General features: G+C 68.7%; 21 protein-coding genes. 4 read left to right on the top strand and 17 right to left on the bottom strand.

Translation table 11 applies throughout. The features are described from left to right. Nucleotides 1–11: 11 nt before the first annotated feature. A complete protein-coding gene (locus VHR41_11475; protein ID HEX3234809.1) occupies nucleotides 12–620 on the bottom strand; it encodes a YetF domain-containing protein in 609 nt (202 codons plus the stop codon). A gap of 31 nt (nucleotides 621–651) precedes the next feature. On the opposite strand from VHR41_11475, the gene VHR41_11470 reads away from it, so the two are divergent. The 3 genes from VHR41_11470 to VHR41_11460 all read left to right on the top strand — a co-directional run bounded on the left by VHR41_11470 (nucleotide 652) and on the right by VHR41_11460 (nucleotide 5,064). Further along, a complete protein-coding gene (locus VHR41_11470; protein HEX3234808.1) occupies nucleotides 652–2,547 on the top strand; it encodes an ABC transporter ATP-binding protein in 1,896 nt (631 codons plus the stop codon). Nucleotides 2,548–2,642: 95 nt separating this feature from the next. Continuing rightward, nucleotides 2,643–4,688 (top strand): elongation factor G, encoded by a 2,046-nt coding sequence (locus VHR41_11465; protein HEX3234807.1) that lies wholly within the window; start codon nucleotides 2,643–2,645, stop codon nucleotides 4,686–4,688. A 1-nt stretch (nucleotide 4,689) separates the two neighbouring features. Then, nucleotides 4,690–5,064 carry a DUF2784 domain-containing protein gene (locus tag VHR41_11460; GenBank protein ID HEX3234806.1) on the top strand — a complete coding sequence of 125 codons (375 nt, stop codon included), beginning with the start codon at nucleotides 4,690–4,692 and terminating at the stop codon, nucleotides 5,062–5,064. Here VHR41_11460 and VHR41_11455 read toward each other — a convergent pair. The 6 genes from VHR41_11455 to VHR41_11430 all read right to left on the bottom strand — a co-directional run bounded on the left by VHR41_11455 (nucleotide 5,039) and on the right by VHR41_11430 (nucleotide 11,396). After that, the gene (locus VHR41_11455) at nucleotides 5,039–6,202 is read right to left on the bottom strand and encodes a KamA family radical SAM protein (protein HEX3234805.1); all 1,164 of its coding nucleotides are present in this window, start codon (nucleotides 6,200–6,202) and stop codon (nucleotides 5,039–5,041) included. The two genes, VHR41_11460 and VHR41_11455, sit on opposite strands and share 26 nt — an antisense overlap. A 21-nt stretch (nucleotides 6,203–6,223) precedes the next feature. Then, entirely contained in the window at nucleotides 6,224–6,721 is a 498-nt protein-coding gene (locus VHR41_11450) for a GNAT family N-acetyltransferase (GenBank protein ID HEX3234804.1), read from the bottom strand. Continuing rightward, the gene (locus VHR41_11445; GenBank protein HEX3234803.1) at nucleotides 6,718–7,728 is read right to left on the bottom strand and encodes an ATP-grasp domain-containing protein; all 1,011 of its coding nucleotides are present in this window, start codon (nucleotides 7,726–7,728) and stop codon (nucleotides 6,718–6,720) included. The genes VHR41_11450 and VHR41_11445 overlap by 4 nt, the downstream gene beginning before the upstream one ends. After that, nucleotides 7,728–8,828 (bottom strand): hypothetical protein, encoded by a 1,101-nt coding sequence (locus VHR41_11440; GenBank protein HEX3234802.1) that lies wholly within the window; start codon nucleotides 8,826–8,828, stop codon nucleotides 7,728–7,730. The genes VHR41_11445 and VHR41_11440 overlap by 1 nt, the downstream gene beginning before the upstream one ends. 157 nt (nucleotides 8,829–8,985) lie before the next feature. Next, nucleotides 8,986–9,738 (bottom strand): FAD-dependent thymidylate synthase, encoded by a 753-nt coding sequence (gene thyX / locus VHR41_11435; protein ID HEX3234801.1) that lies wholly within the window; start codon nucleotides 9,736–9,738, stop codon nucleotides 8,986–8,988. A gap of 56 nt (nucleotides 9,739–9,794) precedes the next feature. Beyond that, complete coding sequence (locus tag VHR41_11430) at nucleotides 9,795–11,396, bottom strand: FAD-binding oxidoreductase (protein HEX3234800.1); 1,602 nt, start codon at nucleotides 11,394–11,396, stop codon at nucleotides 9,795–9,797. Nucleotides 11,397–11,424: 28 nt separating this feature from the next. On the opposite strand from VHR41_11430, the gene VHR41_11425 reads away from it, so the two are divergent. Beyond that, complete coding sequence (locus VHR41_11425; protein ID HEX3234799.1) at nucleotides 11,425–12,219, top strand: DUF116 domain-containing protein; 795 nt, start codon at nucleotides 11,425–11,427, stop codon at nucleotides 12,217–12,219. A gap of 116 nt (nucleotides 12,220–12,335) precedes the next feature. Here the strand turns inward: VHR41_11425 and VHR41_11420 are convergent, their stop codons facing one another. From VHR41_11420 to VHR41_11375, 10 genes are all read right to left on the bottom strand, one after another. Next, on the bottom strand, nucleotides 12,336–12,887 hold the full coding sequence (locus tag VHR41_11420; protein ID HEX3234798.1) for a hypothetical protein: 552 nt from the start codon (nucleotides 12,885–12,887) through the stop codon (nucleotides 12,336–12,338). A gap of 3 nt (nucleotides 12,888–12,890) precedes the next feature. Beyond that, nucleotides 12,891–13,538: a DUF2231 domain-containing protein gene (locus VHR41_11415; GenBank protein HEX3234797.1), complete on the bottom strand. Its 648-nt coding sequence runs from the start codon at nucleotides 13,536–13,538 to the stop codon at nucleotides 12,891–12,893. A 9-nt stretch (nucleotides 13,539–13,547) separates the two neighbouring features. Continuing rightward, the gene (locus VHR41_11410; GenBank protein HEX3234796.1) at nucleotides 13,548–14,435 is read right to left on the bottom strand and encodes a 3-hydroxybutyryl-CoA dehydrogenase; all 888 of its coding nucleotides are present in this window, start codon (nucleotides 14,433–14,435) and stop codon (nucleotides 13,548–13,550) included. Nucleotides 14,436–14,465: 30 nt separating this feature from the next. Further along, nucleotides 14,466–15,296: a hypothetical protein gene (locus VHR41_11405; GenBank protein ID HEX3234795.1), complete on the bottom strand. Its 831-nt coding sequence runs from the start codon at nucleotides 15,294–15,296 to the stop codon at nucleotides 14,466–14,468. A 1-nt stretch (nucleotide 15,297) separates the two neighbouring features. Further along, nucleotides 15,298–16,173 carry a slipin family protein gene (locus VHR41_11400; protein ID HEX3234794.1) on the bottom strand — a complete coding sequence of 292 codons (876 nt, stop codon included), beginning with the start codon at nucleotides 16,171–16,173 and terminating at the stop codon, nucleotides 15,298–15,300. Nucleotides 16,174–16,183: 10 nt separating this feature from the next. Then, complete coding sequence (locus tag VHR41_11395) at nucleotides 16,184–17,395, bottom strand: acetyl-CoA C-acetyltransferase (protein HEX3234793.1); 1,212 nt, start codon at nucleotides 17,393–17,395, stop codon at nucleotides 16,184–16,186. A 92-nt stretch (nucleotides 17,396–17,487) separates the two neighbouring features. After that, complete coding sequence (locus VHR41_11390; GenBank protein HEX3234792.1) at nucleotides 17,488–18,450, bottom strand: hypothetical protein; 963 nt, start codon at nucleotides 18,448–18,450, stop codon at nucleotides 17,488–17,490. 202 nt (nucleotides 18,451–18,652) lie between these two features. Continuing rightward, nucleotides 18,653–19,909 carry a glucose-1-phosphate adenylyltransferase gene (locus tag VHR41_11385; GenBank protein ID HEX3234791.1) on the bottom strand — a complete coding sequence of 419 codons (1,257 nt, stop codon included), beginning with the start codon at nucleotides 19,907–19,909 and terminating at the stop codon, nucleotides 18,653–18,655. Nucleotides 19,910–20,013: 104 nt separating this feature from the next. Continuing rightward, entirely contained in the window at nucleotides 20,014–20,703 is a 690-nt protein-coding gene (locus tag VHR41_11380) for a zinc ribbon domain-containing protein (protein HEX3234790.1), read from the bottom strand. Nucleotides 20,704–20,800: 97 nt separating this feature from the next. After that, a complete protein-coding gene (locus VHR41_11375; protein HEX3234789.1) occupies nucleotides 20,801–21,418 on the bottom strand; it encodes a ribonuclease H in 618 nt (205 codons plus the stop codon).

Below are 21,418 nucleotides of genomic sequence, written 5' to 3'. Positions count from 1 at the left end.
AATTCTACCTCTCACTTTCGGAGTGCCGCCACCTGGGTGGACAGCAGGTCGATCCGACGGATGAGCTCGGCGTAGCGCGCGGTCTCGGTCACCTGCGCCTTGGCCTGAAAGTAGATCGTGCCGTTGGGATACAGCACGGCCCGCTCGACGTCGTCCAGCCAGTCGAACCCTCGCTCATGCGCCTTGGCGGTGAGCTCGCCGGCGTTGATGTGCAGCCGCTGCATCTCCCGCTCCTGCAGACGCCCCTGATCGATCAGCACGATGTCGCGCTCGCCGGACTGCATGTGCTCCGTCGAGGCGCCCCGATAGTAGGCCCGCACCAGTAGTGCGTTGACGCCGAGCAGCGCCGCGGCGCCCAGGACGCCGCCCAGGAGCGAGCTGTCGTTCCCGATGATGGCGTTCTGAACCGTATTGGCCAGGGTCAGCAGCACCACGAAATCGAACGGGTTGAGCTGCGCCAGGATGCGCTTGCCGAAGGCCTTGAGCCCGATCACCAGCAGGAGGTAGACCACCACCGGGCGGATCACCTTCTCGATCAGCGAGACGGGATGGGCGACGCTGTCCGGCGTCCCCAGGTGCATGAGGTTGGACCAGAGCGTGTGCCAGTCGATCGGGTGCATCGGTCGGCTCTCCCACGATTAGCTTCCGTTCATGACGTTGCCGCTGCAGCATCCGATAGTACGCTCCAACCGAAGCACCCGTAAGCCCGACGAGCCGCGCCCCGGATGGCGGGAGCGGTTGCAGGCGGTCCGCCACGTGCCGCGACTGCTGCGGCTGGTGTGGGAGACCGAGCCCCGCTACGTGGTCGGCATCTTCGTGCTCCGCGTGGCGCGCGCGCTGGTACCGCTGGCGGTGCTCTGGATCGGCAAGCTGATCGTGGACGAGGTGATCCACGCGGTGGGGGCGGCCCGAGGCGGCGGAGCGGTGGCGTGGGAGCGGCTCATCGAGCTGGTGGCGCTGGAGCTGCTCATCGCCCTGGCGGGCGAAGGGCTGGCGCGGCTCTCCGCCCTGTTCGAGAGTCTGCTGGGAGATCTCTTCGCCAACCGCACCAGCGTGGAGCTGATGCGGCACTCCGCCACGCTGGACCTGGAGCAGTTCGAGAACGCCGATCTGTACGACAAGCTGGAGCGGGCCCGGCGGCAGACGGTCGGGCGGATCGGCCTCTTTACCCTGCTGCTTTCGACCGTGCAGGACGCCATCACCTTCGCCACGCTGGCCGCGGCGCTGGCGGTGTACGTCCCCTGGCTGCTGGTCCTGCTGCTGGTGGCGGTACTCCCCTCGCTCCTGGGGGAGACCCACTTCGCCTCCCTGGGCTACTCGCTGCTCTACTCCTGGACCCCGGAGCGCCGGCAGCTCGATTACCTGCGCTATATCGGCGCCAGCGACATCTCGGCCAAGGAGCTCAAGCTCTTCGGCCTGTCGGATTTTCTGGTGGGGCGCTACGACCGGCTCTCCCGCGACTTCTACGAGGCCAACAAAGCGCTCGCGGTCCGGCGGAGCGTCGTCTCGAGCCTGCTGGCCGCGGTGGGAACGCTGGGATATTACGGCGCGTATGGGGTGATCATCTATCTGACCGTGATCGGGTATCGCTCGCCGGCGGGGCTGTTCACCATCGGTGTGCTGACCTTTCTCGCCGGATCGTTCCGCCAGAGCCGCGACCTGATTCAACGGGTCCTGCTCTCGCTCTCGCAGGTCTACGAGCAGAGTCTCTATCTGGACGACCTGTTCACCTTCCTGGAGCTTCAACCCCGGATCCGGCCCCAGCCGGGCGCTCGGCCCGTGCCGGTTCCGATCCGAGCCGGCTTCGTGTTCGAGAACGTGGGGTTTCGCTATCCCGGCGCGGAGACCTGGGCGGTGCGGGGCCTCGACTTCACGCTGGCTCCGGGGGAGCGGGTGGCACTGGTGGGCGAGAACGGAGCAGGCAAGACCACGCTGGTCAAGCTGCTCGCCCGTCTCTACGATCCCACCGAGGGGCGGATCCTGCTCGATGGAGTCGACCTCCGCGAGTACGACATCGAGAGCCTCCGGCGGAACGTCGGCGTCATCTTCCAGGATTTCGTCCGCTACGACTTCGTCCTGCGGGAGAACATCGCGGTCGGCAACATCGGTGGCTTGGAGGACACACCGCGGATCGAGGCGGCCGCCCAGCGGAGCCTGGCCAATTCCGTCGCCGAACGGCTGGCCGGCCGCTACGACCAGATGCTGGGCCGGCGCTTCGAGGGAGGCGTCGAGCTCTCCGGGGGCGAATGGCAGAAGGTGGCGCTGGCCCGAGCCTACATGAGGGACGCTCAACTGCTCATTCTGGACGAGCCGACCGCCGCGCTCGACGCTCGTGCCGAGTACCAGGTCTTCCTCCGTTTCTCCGAGCTCACCGCCGGGCGGATGGCGGTGCTTATCTCCCACCGGTTCTCCACCGTGCGGATGGCGGACCGGATCCTGGTGCTCCAGGGTGGCGAGCTGGTGGAGCAGGGGACCCACGAGGCACTGGTGGAGCTCGGCGGCCTCTATGCGGAGCTGTTCCATCTGCAGGCGGCAGGGTATCGGTAGGACTGGCCGCGCGCCGGGCCCGCCCGCCGCCGAATTGACAACCCGATGCCGGGAGACCACCTTGGAAATCCAACCTATCCAAGGAGGTGGAGGCCATGAAGGTCTATGGCTCCAACGCCATCCGCAACGTGGCGTTCGTTGGCCACGGAGCGAGCGGGAAGACATCCCTCGTCGATGCACTCGCATTCGTATCCGGAGCCGGCCGGCGCCACGGCTCGATCAAAGACGGTACGACGCTGACCGATTACTCCCCCGATGAAATCGAACGTAAGCACTCGATCAGCCTCGGCTTAGGCTACGCCGAGTGGCTCGACACCAAGATCAATCTCCTCGACACCCCCGGGTACCTCGATTACTTCGGCGAAGTCGTCACCGGCCTGCACGCCGCCGACGCCGCCGTCGTGGTGCTGAGCGCGACCGGGGGTGTCGAAGTCGGCACCGAGAAGGTCTGGGAAGTCTGCGACCAGCTCCACCTTCCGCGGCTCCTGTTCGTCTCCCAGATGGACAAGGACCACGCCGACTTCGAGCGGGTCTTCACCGACATCAAGACCCACCTGACCCCCAAAGTGGTCCCGGTGGAGATCCCCATCGGTGAGGGTCACGATTTCCACGGGATCATCAATCTCTTCTCGGGCCATTGCCACTTCTATAAGAAGGGGACCAAGACCGGCGAGTACGAGGTCGTCCCCATCCCGGCCGAGTACCAGGCTCGCTTCGAGGAGTACACCGAGCACCTGACCGAGGCCGTGGCCTCGACCGACGACTCGCTCATCGAGCGCTACCTGGCCGGCGAGGCGATCCCCCGGTCAGAGTTCATCGACGGCATCAAGAAAGCGATCGTCGCCGGGCAGATCGTCCCGCTCTTCTGCGGCAGCGGCGAGCTGACCTATGGGGTCCGCACGCTGCTCAAGAAGATGGTGGAGCTCCTGCCCGCGGCCGGCGAAGTCACCCCGCCGGTCGAGGCGCCGCTGGTGGGCCGGGTCTTCAAGACCCACTCCGAGCCGCACGTGGGAGATGTCACGCTCTTCCGGCTCTATTCGGGCGAGCTCCGGAACGGCGACGAGGTCTGGAACGCGGAGCACGAGGTGGCGGAGAAGCTCAACCACCTCTCGATCCAACAGGGAAAGGACCGGATCGAGGTGGAGCGCCTCTCGGCGGGCGACATCGGCTCAGTCGCCAAGCTGCGCAACACCCACACCGGCGACACCTTCTGCCGGGCCGACCGCCCGGTGCGGCTTCCCCCCATCCCCCTGCCTGAGTCTGTGGCCACCTCCGCCGTGCTGGTCAAGCAGCGGGGCGAGGAGGACAAGCTGGCCGCGGGGCTCCACAAGCTGCACGAGGAGGATCCCACCTTCCAGTTCGAGTACAGCTCCGAGCTGGGCCAGACCCTCATTCACGGGATGGGCGAGCGGCACTTCGACACCATCCTCCATCGGCTGGAGCGGAAGTTCGGAGTGCACGCAGAGCTGATCCGCCCCCGGGTGGCCTATCGCGAGACCATCAAGGGCAAGGCCGAGGGGCAGGGCAAGCACAAGAAGCAGAGCGGCGGCCGCGGGCAGTACGGCGACTGCTGGGTGCGCTTGTCACCTCGCCCGCGGGGTGCCGGCTATACCTTCGTGGACGACATCGTGGGCGGCGTCATCCCCAATAAGTACATCCCGGCGGTCGATCGCGGGGTGCAGGAGGCGGCCGAGCGGGGAGTGGTGGCGGGCTATCCCCTGGTGGACTTCCAGGCGGAGTGCTACGACGGCTCCTACCACGACGTCGACTCCAATGAAATGTCGTTCAAGATGGCCGGCATTCTGGCGTTCAGGAACGTGGCGCCCAAGGCGCGGCCGGTGCTGCTGGAGCCGCTGGTCGAAGTCGAAGCCTGGGCACCGGACGACGTGCTCGGCGACGTGATGGGCGACCTCAGCGCTCGGCGGGGCCAGATTCTGGGCACCGAGGCGGACGGCCGGCTCACCAAGGTCCGGGCCATCGTGCCGGAGGCGGAGCTCTACAAGTACTCCACCACGCTGCACTCCATCACCCACGGCCGCGGCACCCATCGCCAGAAGTTCCACGGGTACGCCGAGGCTCCCCCCGAGGTTGCGGCGCGGGTGGCGGAGGAGAATCAGAAGGAGCACGCGGTCGCGTCCTAGCGTGTACCGGGTCCTGGCCGAGATCGTCGTCGGATTCCACGTGGGGTTCGTGCTGTTCGTGGTGCTGGGAGGTCTGCTGGTGCTGCGCTGGCCCCGCCTGGCGTGGCTGCACCTGCCGGCGGCGGTCTGGGGGGCCTTGATCGAATTTGCCGGCTGGATCTGTCCGCTCACCCCGCTGGAAAACCGCCTCCGGCGGGCGGGGGGCACGGCAGGGTACGCGGGTGGTTTCGTCGAGCACTACCTGCTGCCCGTGCTCTATCCGGTGGGGCTCACACGCGGCGTGCAGTACGTCCTTGGGGCCGGCGTGGTGCTGGTGAACGCCGCCGTGTACTGGTGGGTGTTTCGCCGGGTCAGGCGGTCTCCCGCTTCGGCTTGACGGGGCGCCTGCGCTCCTGCCGCATCTCGAAGCCGGGCTGAACGAGGTATTCGGGGTCGGTCGTACGGGCCCCGACCGCCGTCTCCTGGGGCTGCCGGTAGACGTATCGCTGCCCCCGGAAATTCCGCAGCACGACCTCCTCGTCCGTCATGCTGATCACGTACTGGGGAAGCAGCGGGATCTTGCCGCCGCCGCCCGGGGCATCGATCACGAAGTAAGGATTGGCCAACCCGCTGGTCCAGCCGCGCAGCGCCTCCATGATTCGGATGCCGGCCTGGACACTGGTCCGGAAGTGCTCTCCCCCTGCCACCTGATCGGCCATATAGATGTAGTAGGGGCGCACCCGGGCCATCAGCAGCCGCTGCATCAGTTCCTTCATGACCATCGGATCGTCGTTCACGCCCTTGAGCAGTACCGTCTGGCAGCCCAGCGGGATACCGGCATCGGCCAGCATGCCCAGACCGTGAACGGCGGCTGGTGTGAGCTCGTCGGGATGGTTGAAGTGGGTATTGATGAAGAGCGGATGGAAGCGCTTGAGCGTGGCACACAGCTCCGGAGTGATCCGCTCGGGCAGGTGGCAGGGGATCCGGCTGCCGATCCGGATGATCTGGAGGTGCGGGATGGCCCGGAGCCGGGTCAGGATGGCGTCGAGCCGCCGGTCGTTCAACAGCAGCGGGTCGCCACCCGACATGATGACGTCGCGGATTTCGGTGTGCTGCTCCAGATACTGGAACGCGGACTCGAACTGCGACATCGGGATCTTCTCGGGATCGCCCACCTTGCGCCGCCGGGTACAGAAGCGGCAGTAGCTGGCGCAGACCGGGGACACCAGGAAGAGCGCCCGGTCGGGATACCGGTGGGTGATGTTGGGCACCGGACTATCCGCGTCCTCGTTGAGCGAGTCCACCATGCCGTCCACCACGTTCAGCTCCTCGACGGTGGGGACGTACTGCCGCCAGATCGGGTCGTCGGGCGACTTGATCAGGTCGACCATGGCGGGCGAGATCCGGAACTCGAAGTTCTCCGCGGCCTGGCGGAGACGGTCGAGGTCGGGGAAATGCTCCGGACCGAACTTGGCCGCGAGCGCCTCCAGCGACATGATGGAGTTCTTCTTGAGGACCTCCTGCCAGCTCTCCATGAGGCTACCCGTCCTCCCTGCCTATCGACTGCGAGTGGAGAGGGACTTCACGTAGACGACCTGATCGTCGCCCGGCGCGTAGAAATTGGGGATGGTGGCCGCGACCGCGTACCCGCGGGCCTGGTAGAAGGCCCGGGTGCCCCGGTAGTCGGGGCGGCCGGCGGTTTCCACCACGATGAGCCGGGCGATGCCGATCAGGCGCCGCTCCATGCCATGGAGGAGCGCGGTGCCGATGCCGGCCCGCTGGCGCGCCGGGTCCACGGCCATCCAATAGAGGTCGTAGGTGCCCAGGGTGCACGGGGTGGGACCCCAGCAGATCCACCCCGCCAGGGATCCCTCGTGCTCGGCCCCCAGCGCGATATAGTCGGGTGAACCGGCCACCGCGCCATCGAAGACCTCGAGGGCGACCGGGATCTCCTCCTCGCGGAAGAGCCCGGCCGCACGGGTGATCTCCTCGATGCGGCCGCGGTCGGCGGCGTTGAGGGTGCGAAGGACAGCGGAGGTCAGGGTGCCGCTCACGCGGCGGACACCCCACTGACCAGGGCGGCGGCGGCGCTGTGGCTCTGAGACCGCATGAGTGCCTCGTCCACGACCTGCATGACCAGCTCGTCGTAGCTCCAGCCGAAGGCTCGGCCCATCCGGGCGAGACCGGCGTTGCTGGAGAGGTCCGGACCGGGATTCACTTCGAGCACGTACGGCTGCCCATCGTCATTGACCCGCAGATCGACCCGGCCGTATCCCTCGCCGCCACACATATGGAGCCAGGCGTCCCGCGCCACCGCGGCGACCCGGTTGGCCAGATCCTCGGGGATGTCGGCGGGGCAGATCGGCACGGTGCCTTCATCCTCCGGGCTTCCCGGCAGCCACTTGGCGGCGTAGCTCACGATGGGCCAGGTGCCGTCGGGCATGCCTTCGAACCGGATCTCGGCGATGGGCAGCATCCGCTGTCCGACGAAGCCGACGTTGAACTCCCGGCCGGCCACGTATTCCTGGACCAGCACCTCTTCGAACTGCTCCAGCATCTGGGCGACCCGCTTCTTGAGCGCCCGCTTGGAGGTGCAGACCGCCCCGTTATCGATCCCCACGCTCGCATCTTCCGCCGAGGGCTTCACGATGGCGGGCAGGGGAAACTCCGACGGTGTCTTGTTGGCCTGGGCCAGGGCGAAGGCCGGCACCGGGAGCCCCGCCGCGGAGAGCAGGGTGTTGGCCACGTGCTTCCGGTGGCAGACGGTGGTGGGCCAGGTGCGGCATCCGGTAAAGGGGACGCCGCTCAGCTCCAGGGTCGCGACGACGAGGTCCTCGTACTTGGCGTGGCCGTTGATCCCCTCGCACAGGTTGAAGACGAGGTCGGCCCGGCGGGCGCGTGAAAGCCAGCGGAAATCGCCCAGGCGGACCGGCAGGAGGTCCACCTCGTGCCCCCGACGGCGGAGCACGTCGCGGATCTCGTGGACGTTGCCGACCACCGCGGCCACGTCCTGGGGACTCCACTCATCGCTGCCTGCATCGTACAGGATCGCAACTCGCATCAGGCTACCTCCGCCAGGAGAGAACGGCCGCTGATCCGGCGCCAGGCGATGTCGGCGACGGTGCGGATGAGATCGTCGTAGCTGATCCCGGCGGCCCGCGCGGCCTTGGGGAAGCAGGAATTGTCCCGCGGATCGGGCAAAATGCCCGGCAGCGGATTCAATTCGACGACCATCGGGCGATGGTCAGCGTCGCAGCGAATATCGACGCGGCACCAGTCGCGGCATTCCAAGGCGTGGTAGGCGCCCAAGGCGGCGGCGCGGATGTGCTCGGCCAGTGCGTCAGAGATCGGGGCCGGGCAATCGAAGATCTCCAGAGGATGGCTCGGCGAGTCCCACAGCCACTTCGCTTCGTAGCCGTAGATCGGCGGCGCACCCGGCGGCAGCGTATCAAAGTCCATGCCGACGATGGGCAGGCAGCGCGCCTCCTCGTCGTTGCCGAGCACCGCGACGGTGAACTCGGGACCCGGGAGATAGGTCTCGATGAGCACCGGCTCCGCGTAGGTGGCGAGCAGGCTGGCGACCTGGCGGACCAGCTGGGTGCGGTTCTTACAGACGCTCCGGACGCTGACGCCCTTGCCCGATCCCTCGAACGCCGGCTTGACGAAGAGCGGAAACGGGAGCTGCACGTTGCGCGCATCATCCGGGCTCCGGGCCAGGATGAAGGGGGCCGTGGGCACGCCGTGATACGTCAGCACCTCCTTGGCGCGCCGCTTGTCGAGGGCGAGCCCGAGGGTGAGCGGATCGGAGGCGTGACAGGGGACGCCGAGAAACTCGCAGATGGCCGGAACGTGGCCCTCGCGGTTGGGGCCGTACAGCCCTTCGGCGATGTTGAAGACGAAGTCGGGGCGGATGAGCGCGAGCCGCGCGGGGAAGCTGGCGTTGGCCTCCAGCCGGTAGACCTGGCCGACCGAGCTGAGCGCCTGCTCCACCGCGTCGATGGTGGCGGGCTCGTCCCACTCGGCATAGAGATCGGGCTGGGAAAGATCGGAGCGCAGCGACCGGCTGGGTTCGTCGGGAGAGGGGGAGTCGGGAGTCGCCCCGGCTGGACTAGCCGGCGCCGTAGGTTTGAGATTGAAGGCGAGTCCGATCCGAACTGCCAAAGGTGTCCCTCTACAAAAAAGGCCGTCTGCGAGAGACGAGCCGCGACGAGTTGACTGCTTCGACGAAACTAAGTTAAGAAAAAGGCTTCGGTCGCACAATAGGTTTTGCGAAAGTCGCGACGCGAATTCCCATCGCGCGCGCTCGTCGTGACGACGCTCACACCTTGTGATACCCGACGCGTCCCGCCTCACCGCCCTCGGCGGAGGCGTAGAGCTCGAAGTCGTCGAACAGCGCGGGCGCCTCCGCCTGCAGCCGGCGAAGACAGGCCACCGCCATCCGCCGGATCTCCAGCTCCGCCCCCTCGCCCAGACGCAGCTCGAGCATGGTGCGCCAGGCGCGGACGTTGGCGCTCGCCACGATCTTCACCTCGGTGGCATTGGGCAGCACGCTCCGCGCCGCCTCCCGCGCCAGCTTCCTCCGATGCACCTTGTCGCTCACCCAGGCGTAGCGGGTCATCAGATGCTCCACCGCGCCGACGTAGGCGGCCTGGGCCGCCTGCACCTGCGCCGTCCACTCCGCCTCCAGCGCCGCGTCGCCCAGGATCGCCGGCGGCATCACGAAGGCGGCATGGGACTCGTCGACGTAGCGCTGGGAGAGCTGGGAGTAGCCCCACCCGGCCCGGTGGCGCACCAGCTCGTGACTGCAGGAACGGGAGATCCCTTCGATCAGCATGACGTAGGTGGAGTGCTCGAAGACCGACCCGTGTCCCTGGCTGAGGATGTTCCGGAGGTATTCCGCCGTCGTCCGCCCCGCCGGATTGTGCTGGCTCATGTAGCAGAGTCGCCCGGCGAACTCCGCGATCCGCTCACCGTCGCTGGAGTCGCCCTTCCACTGGACCGCCAGATGGCTCGGCTCGAGAAACTGAGGACGGGCGATGAGTGTGACGCGAGGCTCGCGGATGATGTCCATGGGGCGTGACGTGGTTGAATGATGAGAAGGGCCGCTTGGAGCGGCGCTCGGGTGCCTCATGCCAGCTCCAACCGGCTCCGGGCGTATCCGCCGGTCTGCTCGATCTCCCGGAGCCCGTGGGCGATGTCCGCGGGAAGTGCCAGGGCGTGCGCGCCCACCTTGAGCCGGCTCACCGCCGGCTGGCCGGACGGAAGGATAACGCCGGGATTGAGAATTCCGAGGGGATCGAAGGCGCGCTTCACCCGCTGGAAGAGCGCGACCACCTCCTCCCCATACACCCGCGGCAGCAGGCCAGCCCGAAGCCGGCCGTCACCATGCTCGCCCGAGGGGGTGCCGCCCAGCCGGACGAGGGTGTCGGTGACCTCCTCCAGGAGCGAGGCGACCGCGTCCTCCCAGTCCGCCCGGGCCAGCTCCGGCAGCAGGTTCACGTGCACGTGGCCGTCGCCGGCATGACCGAAGATCACCACCTGAAGACCGCGGGACGCCGCCGCGGCGCGGACCGCGCGCACGTACTCCGCCATCCGCTCCACCGGCACACAGCCGTCCTCGATCACCTGCAGCGAGCGGCGATCCTCCGGCAGCCGCGCGAGGATCGGGCTGGCCGCGTGCCGCAGCGCCCAGAGCCGCTCGCCGGCCGCTTCGGTCAGGCCGATGTTGACGCCCGCGGCCCGGGGGCGAATGGCGGCGGCGGCACGCTGGACCCGCCGCCGCACGTCGTCGGATGAATCGCCCTCGAACTCCACCAGGAGCATCGCGTCGCTGCCGGATTCGCCGACCAGCTCGAGGAAGCTCCGGTCGAGCAGCTCCAGTGCCGAGGGCTCGTGGGTCAGCAGTGCGGCGACGGCGTCGCTCAGGCCGTCCAGCGAGCGCAGCGCCACGCGGAGACCGGCGCGATGCAGCGGCAGGAGATCCAGCCGCCACTCCACCGCCGTCACCAGAGCGAGGGTGCCTTCGGACCCGACCACCAGGTCGAGCAGGTCGCCCGAGGCGAGAAACGCGTCCAGGGCATAGCCCGAGGAATTCTTCCGGGTCCGGGGGAAGCGTCCGGCGATCACCTCGCTGGCCGCGCGAACGGCCGGCGCGGCGTCCGACTCGAATCGCTCGATGGCGCGGGCGGACGGCCCCGCCGCGGTCACCGGCGGGGCTCCGCGCCGGAGCTCGACCACCTCGCCATCCGCCGTCACCAGCTCCAGCGACTCCACCCAGCGGCGCACGCTGCCGTAGCGCACCGATCGCGCGCCGGACGCGTTGGTGGAGACCAGGCCACCGAGCGTTGCCCAGCGGCCACTGGAGGGGTCGGGAGGGAGCCTGAGCCGGTATGGGTCGGCCGCCGAATTGAGCTCCGCCAGCGTGAGGCTCGCGCTGGTGCGGGCGCGCCGAGCGGCGGGATCGATCTCCCGCCGGCGAGGCATTCCGGTGAGATCCACCACCACGCCGTCGCCGACGTTCCCGCCGCCCATGCCGCTGCCCGCCCCACGCGGCACCAGGTGGACGCGGTGCGTCGCCGCCCAATGGCAGAGCGAGGCGAGGTCTTCCCGGTCGGCGGGCACGCAGACGGCCGCGGGCAGGATCCTGAAGATCCCGGCGCCTTCGGCATAGGCGCCACGTGCGCGCTGATCGGTGCGGAAGAGACCACGGATGGCTGGGGGAGGCAGCATCGCCCAAAGCTAATTACCTTGTTCCCGTATGCCGGAGACTCCCCGCGCCCAACTGATTCACATCGACGTCGATCGCCGGCTGGGACACGAGTGGGATGAGTGGGACGGGCAGCCACTGCCCAACCAGGGCAACTACGACTCCAAGCCGGCGCTGTTCTTCAAGTGGTCGGCCGCCGCGCTGCTGGTCGGGTTCGGCGCGATCGGCATCCTCCTCTACCTCCTCGGCCCCCGTCTCGCGACGCTGCACTCCGCTCTTCCCAGCATCCTGTGGAGCGCGCTGGCCGTTGCCGGCGCGCTGCTCTCGCTCTGGTGGGCGGTCCTACTCCTTTCCTATGCCACGGGGCGGAGGCTCTTGCCCGAGCGGCTCGCGGAGCGAGGGCCGTTCCTCCGGCTGATGCGGCTCACCTCCAGGGTGGCGGACCGCTTCGGCCGGCGGGACTGGGTCGAGAATGCCGCGGTGAAGGTGTACAACGGACTGGCGGTGCTGCGGGGGAGAAAGGTCGGAAAGGGCGAGCTGCTGCTCCTGATTCCGCGCTGCCTCTCGAAGGAGACTCTCGACGGGGTGCTCGGTATCGCCGGGCGGTATGGCGTTCCGGTCTTCGTGGCCACGCGAGGTCAGCTGGCGCGTCGGGTGATCCGCGAGCGCCGGCCGCGCGCTGTGGTGGCCGTCGCATGCGAGCGCGACATGGTGAGTGGCCTGCACGACGTGGCGGGGAAGATCCCGGTCCTCGGCCTCACCATGACCCTGCCGGCGGGACCCTGCAAGGACGCCCGGCTGAACCTGGGGCAGCTGGAGGAGTGGGTGAGGGCGTACGTGGTGTAGAGTGACAAGGTGAGGCAGGGTGGGGCAGGGGGTGGAGGCGCGGAACGCGCTGTTGCCCTGCCCACCTCACCTTGCCCCACCTTGCCCCACCTTGCCCTACCCTGCCCCACCCTACCTCACCTTACCCCACCTTCCTCCGGCTCCTGCTCTCCTTCTGTCGGCCGGACGTTCGATTGCGCCGGCTGCTGCGCCTCCGGGGGCGGCGGGCCGCCGTAGCGCTTGACCAGATCCTGCAGCAGGGCGCGGACCTTCACCGCCACCGGATGATCGCGCGGCACCTCGCGCTCCAGATCCCGAGGAGGGAGCGATGGGTCGAGCAGCGGCTGGTAGAGGGTCTCGACCGTGAGCAGCGTGTTGCCGGGACGGGCGGGATCGGCCCAGGCGCGGACCCGGACCACACCGGTGCCGATGGGACGCCGGGAGCTCCGCTTTCCGGTGGCGGAGTCGAACCAGCGGCTCTCGATGTACCCGTCCCGTAATTCCACCCGCGAGGCCGGTATCGACTCCGCCTTGAGGCCCTCGGCCAGATGGCGGGTGGCCTCCGGCTGGGAGAGCCGGACCTCGGTGACCGCTGCCTCGGGCAACGGCGCGAACGTCGGCCGGGTGGTCGAAGGCTGACAGGCCAGCAGGCCGGCGATGAGCGCGGGCAGCGCTCGCGGGAGGCCCATCGCTCAGTCCTTGTGTGGAGGGGTGCCGGGTGGATGGCTGTGGCCGGCCGGCGCCGCGGAATCGGCGGCGTGCTCGTGCCCCTCGGAATCGGTGGCGTGCTCCTGCGCCTCGGCCGCCGAGTCGTGCTCCTCGCCCATCGGCTCGTGCTCCTCCGCCTCCCCCCCATGGTGATGGTGGCCCTCTGCCCGCTCGTGCAGCTCCTGCTTCAGTGCCTCGGAGGGAATGCCCGCGGCGTGCTCGAAGACCATCTTCCCCCCGTAGGCACCCGTGGCGACGAGCACTCCCGCGCCGGTCAGCGAGACCACGAGCGAGAGGGTGCGTTCCGCGGCACTCATCCGCCGCTCGCGCACGATCCGCCACACCACCAGCACGGTGAAGATGCCCAGGGTGACGAGCGCGAGCGTCTCGTGGGTTTTCATGATGGCGTGGACCGCCTCGCCGTGGGCGATGTGGTCCTCGGCCTGCAGGCCCGAGAGCACCGCCAGCCCGGCACCGATGGTACCCGCGATCATGGTCACGAAGCCGGCCTGCCGGAGCGAGGGGCGCCCGGTGAGCGCCCCCAGGAGATCGAACAACACGGCGGTGGCCAGCAGGGCGGCCGGCAGGTCGTTCAGGGCGGCGTGCAGCCGGGGCCAGTCGTAGCCGAACATCAGGTCTCCTTAGATGGCGAGATCGATGGGGAGCGGCGGATCGGAGGCATAATCATAAAACCCCCGGCCGTTTTTCCGGCCGTAGAGCCCCGCGCCCACCATCCTCCGGAGCAGCGGGGGCGGGGCGTAGCGGGGCTCACGATACTCCTCAAACATGATGTCGGCGATGCGCATCGCGGTGTCCAGGCCGATGAAGTCGAGCAGCGCGAGCGGCCCCATCGGATGCCCGCAGCCGAGCTGCATGCCGCGATCGATGTCCGCCGCGGCGCCCACCCCGTGCTCGAGCGCCCGCACGGCGTCCATGAGGAACGGCACCAGCAGCAGGTTCACGATGAAGCCGGACCGGTCGCGCGCGGCGAGCGGCTCCTTGCCGAGCCGCCGGGCGAAGGTCATCACCTGCTCGAACGTCTCCCGCGACGTAGTGACGGCCCGGACGACCTCCACCAGCGGCATCAGGGGAACCGGGTTGAAGAAGTGGAGTCCGGCGAAGCGATCGGGACGGGAGGTCGCGGCGGCCATCGCGCCGATCGGGAGACTCGAGGTGTTGGAGACGAAGATGGTGGCGGGCGGGCAGCGCTCGTCGAGCGCTCGCCAGAGCTCATTCTTGAGCGCCAGGTCCTCCGGCACCGCCTCGATCACGATGTCGCAGCTCCGGAGGTCGTCCAGCTCCGTGGTGAAGCTGAGGCGCTCGAGGGCGCCGTCCCGCGCGGACGGATCGAGCTTGCCCTTTTCCACCAGCTTGGCCAGCGAGCGCGCGATCGCCCCCTCGCCCCGCTGCAGCAGCGCCTGGGTCACGTCCCGCACAGCCGTGGGGAATCCGGCGGCCGCGGCAGTCTGCGCGATGCCGCCGCCCATGAGGCCGCAGCCGAGCACGCCGACGCTGGTGATCTCGGGCATCGAGCTCCTCCGGATGACAGCGGGAGTGGACTACCGCAGCGACTTGCGCACCTCGTCCGCAATGAGGCCGAGCAATCCGGTGGCGCGGGGAGGAAACTGTGGGTTGGCCCGGGCTTCGCCGTGCTCCAGATGATCCAGTGCGCGCTCGAGCCCGAGCTGGATCCGCTGGAGCGCCGGTCCGTAGCGCCGAGCCGTCACGTAGCCAAGCCCCAGCGCTATCGGCACCGGCAGCAACGCGACCGGCAGAAAGGCGCCGAGCACCATCATCAGCGCCGCACTGCCCAGCCCGGCACCGGCCACCGCCGCGCCGCCGCCGGCGTACTCCGCGCGGGCTCGGCGCGCCTCCGCCTGGAGCGTGACGTGGGTGCGGCCCGGCTCCAAAGGCAGCAGGGTGGCGGAGACGGTGTCAGCCCGCGAGAGCATGAAGGAACGCTTCCCGCTACCGAAGGCGGCGGCTGAACGGCGCATGGCGGCCGCCATGCCGCTCATCGGCTCCCAGGTGATTCGCCCGGGCTGCTGCCGCTGAATGCAGAAAATCTCGTTCTGCTCCATCCACTGCACCAGCGCCCGCTCCACCTGCTCGGGTGAACCGGGAACCACCCGTTGGGTGCTGACCTGTGCCGGCCCGGCCACTCGCGCCCAGGGCCCGCGGGGCTCGGGCACGACCACCCGGGTCCGCTCCTCCAGCAGTGCCTGCTGGAGATAGCGGTCGGGGATGCCGACCTCTTTGCCCAGGGACAGGACTTCGTCCGGGGTGAGGCTCTCGCCAATGTCGCGAGCCGCCGTCTGGAGCTCGGCGGCCCGCTGGATGATCCGCTCGAGCGCGGCCCGATCGAGCCGGGCCGGCGTGAGGTCGGCCATGCTAGTCCTGGGGATGCTTGCCCGCGGCGCCCAGCCGGAGCTGCGACATCAGGCTGGCGATGTCCCCCGCGGGCAAGGCGGCCCCGGGAGGCTCGGCGGCTTCCACCTTGACGGCGGGCGTGGGCGGTGAAGTCGACGTCGCGTTCTGCAGGAACGGCCGGAACAGCTCGATCGGTATGGGGAACAGCGTGGTGGAGTTGTTCTCCGCCGCGATCTCGGTGACGGTCTGCAGATAGCGAAGCTGGATGGCGCTCGGTTCGGCAGCGAGGTTTCTCGCCGCCTGCGCCAGCGTTTCGGACGCCTGCAGCTCGCCCTGCGCCGCGATGACCTTGGCCCGGCGCTCACGCTCGGCCTCCGCCTGGCGGGCCATGGCGCGCTTCATCTGATCGGGTAGGTCGACATCCTTGACCTCCACGGCCGAGACCTCGATGCCCCACGCATCGGTGCGCTCGTCGATGATCTTCTTGAGCACGGCGTTGATCTTCTCGCGGTCGGATAGCAGCTCGTCGAGCTCCACTTCACCCAGCACCGCGCGGAGCGTGGTCTGGGCCAGCTGGCTGGTGGCGTAGAGATAGTCCTCGATCTCGATCACCGCCTTGGCCGGATCGGTCACCCGCATGTAGAGGACGGCATTGACCTTGACCGAGACGTTGTCACGGGTGATGACGTCCTGGGGCGGGATGTCCATCGCCGCGATCCGAAGCGAGACGCGCTTCTGCCCGGAGAAGCCGGCGGGCAGAAAGATCAGGCCGGGTCCCTTGGTTCCCCAGTAGCGGCCGAGGAAGAACGCCACTCCACGCTCGTATTGGCGGACCACCCGCAGGCTCAGGAAGGAGTAGACGACCGCGATGGCCAGCGCCGGAATCAGAAAGTCCATGGTCCGGTCCTCATGAGGAAAACGCTTCGACGATCACGGCGACCCCCTGGCCCCCGCCGATGCAGGCGCTGCCGAGTCCGTAGCGACCGGACTGCCGCCTGAGCCCGTGGAGCAGATGGAGGGTGATGCGCGCGCCGCTCGCGCCAAGCGGGTGACCCAGCGCCACGGCGCCCCCATGGATGTTGGTCCGCTCCCGGTCGAGGCCGAGCTCCTGCTCGACGGCGAGGTACTGGGCGGCGAAGGCCTCGTTGATCTCCACGAGGTCCATCTGGTCGAGCTCGAGTCCCGCTTGCTCCAGCGCCCGCCGGGAGGCCGGCACCGGGCCGATACCCATGATGCGTGGGTCGACCCCGGCCGCCGCCCAGGCCACCAGCCGTCCGATCGGCCGAAGACCCCGCTCCTCGGCGAACCGCTCGCCGGCGACGACCAGCGCGGCGGCGCCGTCGCAGATGCCCGAGGCGTTCCCCGCGGTGACCACGCCGTCTTTCTTGAAGTAGGGCGGCAACTTGGCCAGCACCTCAGGGGTGGTGCCGGGCCGCACGTGCTCGTCCGCCATCCACGGCTCCGGCTGGCGGGTCTTCCGGTTGGTGAGCTGGACGGGGACCACCTCGTCGGCGAACACCCCGGCGTCCCAGGCCGCCTTGGCGCAGGCCTGGCTTCGCGCGGCATAGCAGTCCACCGCCTCACGGCCGATCCGGTACTGCTGGGCCAGGTTCTCCGCCGTCTCCGCCATGGAGAGCCCGCACTGGGCGTCGCGCAGGGCTTCCCAGAGCGAGTCTTCCATCGGGGCCGAGGGCCCCAGGCGGAGCCCCCACCGCGCCCCGCGGACGACGTGCGGCGCCTGGCTCATCGACTCGGTGCCGCCTGCCAGGACCACCCGCGATTGGCCCAGCATGACCTGCTGCGCTCCCTGAATGACGGCCTCGAACCCCGAGCCGCAGAGCCGGTTGACGGTGACGGCCGGGGTCTCCACCGGGAGCGCCGAGCGGAGGCCGATGTGGCGGGCAAGGTAGGGGGCATCGGCGGAGGTCTGGAGCACGTTGCCGAATACCACGTGATCCACTTCGGCGGGCTCCACTCCGGACCTGGCGAGCGCTCCCTGAGCGGCGACGGTACCGAGGTCGGTGGCGGACAGCTCCTTCAACGCACCGCCGAACGCCCCGAACCCGGTGCGAACGCCGGCAAGGAATACGACTCCGGCCTCACGACGTACGGCGTTCACGGAAGGGAGCTCGGGCGGGGCGGCGGCAGCGACGGCATTGGACCGGAAATATGCCCCCGTGCAGGGGGCACTTCAAGCAAATCGCGGGGACCTTACTGGTACCACCCGATCCCGAAGAGCAGCCGGTCGCTGTGCGGGGTGACGCCTTCTCCCCCGTCCAGCGGCTTGGCAAACCGGTACAGCGTCGGATGAGAGTAGGCCAGCTGCAGACTCCATCCCCGGCCGCTGGCATCGCGCCGGATCTGCCGGGCGACGTAGCCGCCGGGCGCGAGGATGATCGGCACGTCGGCCGAGCGGGAGATCTCACCGAGCCCGACGCGGAACAGCGCGCCGAGCTCCCAGTTGGACTTGCCCCGGCTGGCCCGCCCGAGCAGCCGGAAACGCGGCTCCGTGAAGATCCAGAAGATGTCCTTGGCACCGCGCTGGGTTTCGTACCCGAGGCCGAGCGCGCACATGCCAAGCCGGGGGATACCCGGTGCGCTGCGGGCGGAGAAGCAGAGCTCGACGTTGCTCCCGCCGCTGAGCTCCTCGCCCGGCAGCGGGCTCTGGGTGTGGGCGAAACCGCTGTGATACCCGCCGGCGAGCTCCATACCGATCTCCCAAGAGGGCTGATCGATGACCCGCTGGCGCCGGCGGGATTCCCTGATGTCGCGATACAGCCGGAGCCGGGTAGAAATGCCCCCGCCAGCGCCGGCCGCGCGGACAGGACGCACCTCGTACTCCGCATCCACGGTGGGGTACAGCTCGACGATGGAGCTGCCGGACGGCGATTGGGACGCGAGCAGGGGATACACCCTGGGCAGTCGTACCTGCCGTCCGATCGACCGGATCTCCAGCGTCACGTCCTCGGTGCTGAGCTCGCCGCGATAGACCTGTGCCGCCTGCAGGAATACCCGGGTGAACTCTCCCACCCCGGCGGTGAACTCATGGTCGACGATCAGCACGTCGGTGCTGTCGGGTATGGAGGCGGGGTGGGAGGGGGTGTTCGCCTGAGCCGCGAGTCCGCTGACAACACACGCAGCGAGGCCGGCGGCCAGGAGCGCAGGTCGATACATGGGAGTTCCGGTGATGGAGAAGGGGCGGCCGAGCGGCCGAGATTGGAGCGAATGTGGGATGGCGGCGCTATGCGGTCAATGGTGCCGCTGCAGCGGGCCGGTCGGCGGCAGCGGCAGGGCGAGGGTCAGATTGCCGCAAAGTCGAGGACAACGGGCTCAAATGCGACAAGGCCTCGGGGTGCATTCTGTCGCAAAAGAATATCTAAATGACCGTTCCGCTCATCACCACCGCATTCTTGGGGATGATCACCAGCCCCTCGCGAATGTAGAAGTTGGGTCCGTCCAGGTGCGCCGGCTTCCCGTCCGGGGTGATCCGCACCTCGTCCCCGATCCTGGCGTTCTTGTCCACGATGGTGCGCTCGATCGAGGTCCCGTGGCCCAATCCCATCGGCGGGGCGCCCCACGGGCCCGGGCGGTCGGGCGTCTCGTAGTAGTCCTGCCCCATCACCAGGGAATCGCGGATGGTCGCGCCCGCCTGGATGTGGCTCCGCACCCCGATCAGGGAATGCTCGATCACCGCGTCGTTGATGATGCAGCCGTCGGCGATTACCGAGCGCTCCACCTGACTCTTGATGATCTTGGTCGCGGGCAGGTAACGGGCGTGGGTGAAGATGGGTGCGGTGGCATCGTAGAAATTGAACTGCGGAAGTGGGGCGCAGAGATCCAGATTGGCTTCGTAGAACGACCGGATGGTGCCGATGTCCTCCCAGTAGCCCTGGTGCTGAAAGGCAAAGACCCGGCGGGTCTCGATCAGCTTCGGAATGACGTGCTTTCCGAAATCGTGATCCATGCCCACCAGTGCATCGGCCAGGACCCCCCGGTCGAACACGTAGATGCCCATCGACGCGGGGAGGGCATCCGGGTAGCCCGGCAGCGCCGCCAGCGAGCCGGGCTCCGTGGGCTTCTCCACGAAGCTGGTGATCCGGCCACCCTCCGCCACCTGCATGATCCCGAACGCGCGCGCCGCCTCCGCCCCGATCGGCGTCGTGGTCACCGTCACCTCCGCCCCGCTCGCCACGTGCTGCTCCACCAGGGCACACAAGTTCATCCGGTAGAGCTGGTCGCCTGACAGGATCACCACCAGGCGGTGGGGGTAGGCGTCGAGATGCATCATGTTCTGGCGCACGGCATCCGCGGTGCCCTGGTACCAGTCGACCCGGTCCGGTCGCTGCTCGGCGGCGAGGATCTCCACGAAGCCGGGAGTGAAGGTGTCGAACCGGTAGCTCTCGACCACGTGCCGGTGCAGTGAGCTGCTGTTGAACTGGGTGAGCAGGAAGATCCGCCGCAGATCGGAGTTGATGCAGTTGCTGATGGGGATGTCGACCAGGCGGTACTTCCCCGCCAGCGGCACGGCGGGCTTGGCGCGATCCTTGGTCAAGGGGAAGAGACGCGTTCCGGCGCCGCCGCCCATGATGACGGCGAGCACGTCCTGCGGGCGCACGGCGGCGTTCCAGGGCACGGCGGGGTCCCGGTGGCGGTCCTCTCAAGGATAACGCGGGCCTGACTCTCCCGGGGATGCACCGCCCCGAAGCGGAGTGTCGGCAGGCCCGCGGAAAACTTCAGTCAGCCGTCGTGCAATGCGCTCCCGCAGTTCACGCAATGCCGCCAGCCGGGCTCGACCTCGCTGTGACACGCTGGGCAGGTCGCGGGCCCCTGGCGCTGACCACAATGGGGGCAGAACGTCACGGTCCGATGACGTGGAAGGCTGCCGCCGCAGTAGAGGCAGTCGGGCACGGCAGCCACCGGAACAGCAGCCACCGGAACAGCAGCCACCGGATCGGCGACCACCGGATCGGCGGCCTCGGGAGCAGCGGCCTCGACCGCCGGGAGCTCGTCGGGCTCGGCGAAATCAGGGGGCGCCGGGGCCGCCGCCCTGCCCGCCGCACGTGACTCCGTCGCGTGGGGCTCGGGACCGAGCGCGTAGGCCAGCGGCTCCGAGCGGAGGGTCAGAAAGACGTTGTCCATCCGGCGCAGCAGCCCCAGGTCCGGATTGCTGCTCGCCGCCTCCGCCGCGAGCTTTTTCCGTGCCTCCTCCGGCTCGGTCCGCACCAGGCCTCCCTCGCCGCCGGCGAGCCGGAGCAGCACCAGCTCGTAGTCTTCGCTGCTCTCCAGCCCCAGCGAGCGCCGGTTGCTGCGATAGGGTACGATGGACTGGTATACGTCGGCGAGTGGGAGTGGCTGATGCAGTCGAGCCGGCTCGGTGTCGGCCAGGTTCCGAACCAGCCGGCGGAACAGACGCTCCAGATCGGTCACGCGGTACCCTCGTGGCGAAGCGGTCGGTGAGCCAGGTTAGGGACCACCCGCGGCGGTGTCAAGCAAGCTTCCGACCGCGACGGCGTGGTGTCTCCCTTCATTCGGCCAGGGGAAACGAATCACCCGCCGCGAGGCGCCGCTCCAGCGCCGCGAACGTCTCGTCCGGCGCGTAATCGGCGTAGAGACCCTTGGCCAGCTTTGCGGCGAGCCAGCTCTCGAACTCCGATTCGATCAGGCCCTGGGAGGTCTTCTGCTCACGGGCCGCCGCGACGGCGAGGTCGTTGGCGTATTCGTTCTTGGGATGTCCCCGGTGTCCCCGAACCCAGGTCCACTGTACCTCGTGCAGGCGGGCCGACGCCACCAGCGCCTGCCACAGCTCCAGATTCTCGATCGGGCCGACCTTGCGTTTCCAGCCCCGCGCCATCCAGCCGGGCACCCACTCCCGCATGCCCTTGACCAGGTACTCCGAATCGGACACGATCAGCGCCCGCACCCGGGCGCCTTTCCGCCCCAGCAGCTGCAGGGCCGCGATCGCGCCGCTCAGCGCCATCCGGTTGTTGGTGGTGGCGGGCGAATGGAGATAGAAATCGAGCCGGTGGATCCGCCCGTTCCCGCTCCGCGCCTCGACCAGACCGCCGGACCCACCCGGGTTGTCGCCCTCCCGTCCGTTGCCCAGACAGCTCTCGTCGAGGTGGAGGACGGCGGGACCGCTCAC

Source organism: Gemmatimonadales bacterium (assembly GCA_036265815.1).
Taxonomy (GTDB): Bacteria; Gemmatimonadota; Gemmatimonadetes; order Gemmatimonadales; family GWC2-71-9; genus CAVVWJ01.
Note: the sequence above shows the minus strand (reverse complement) of the source record. Positions and strands in the feature narration are given on the sequence as shown.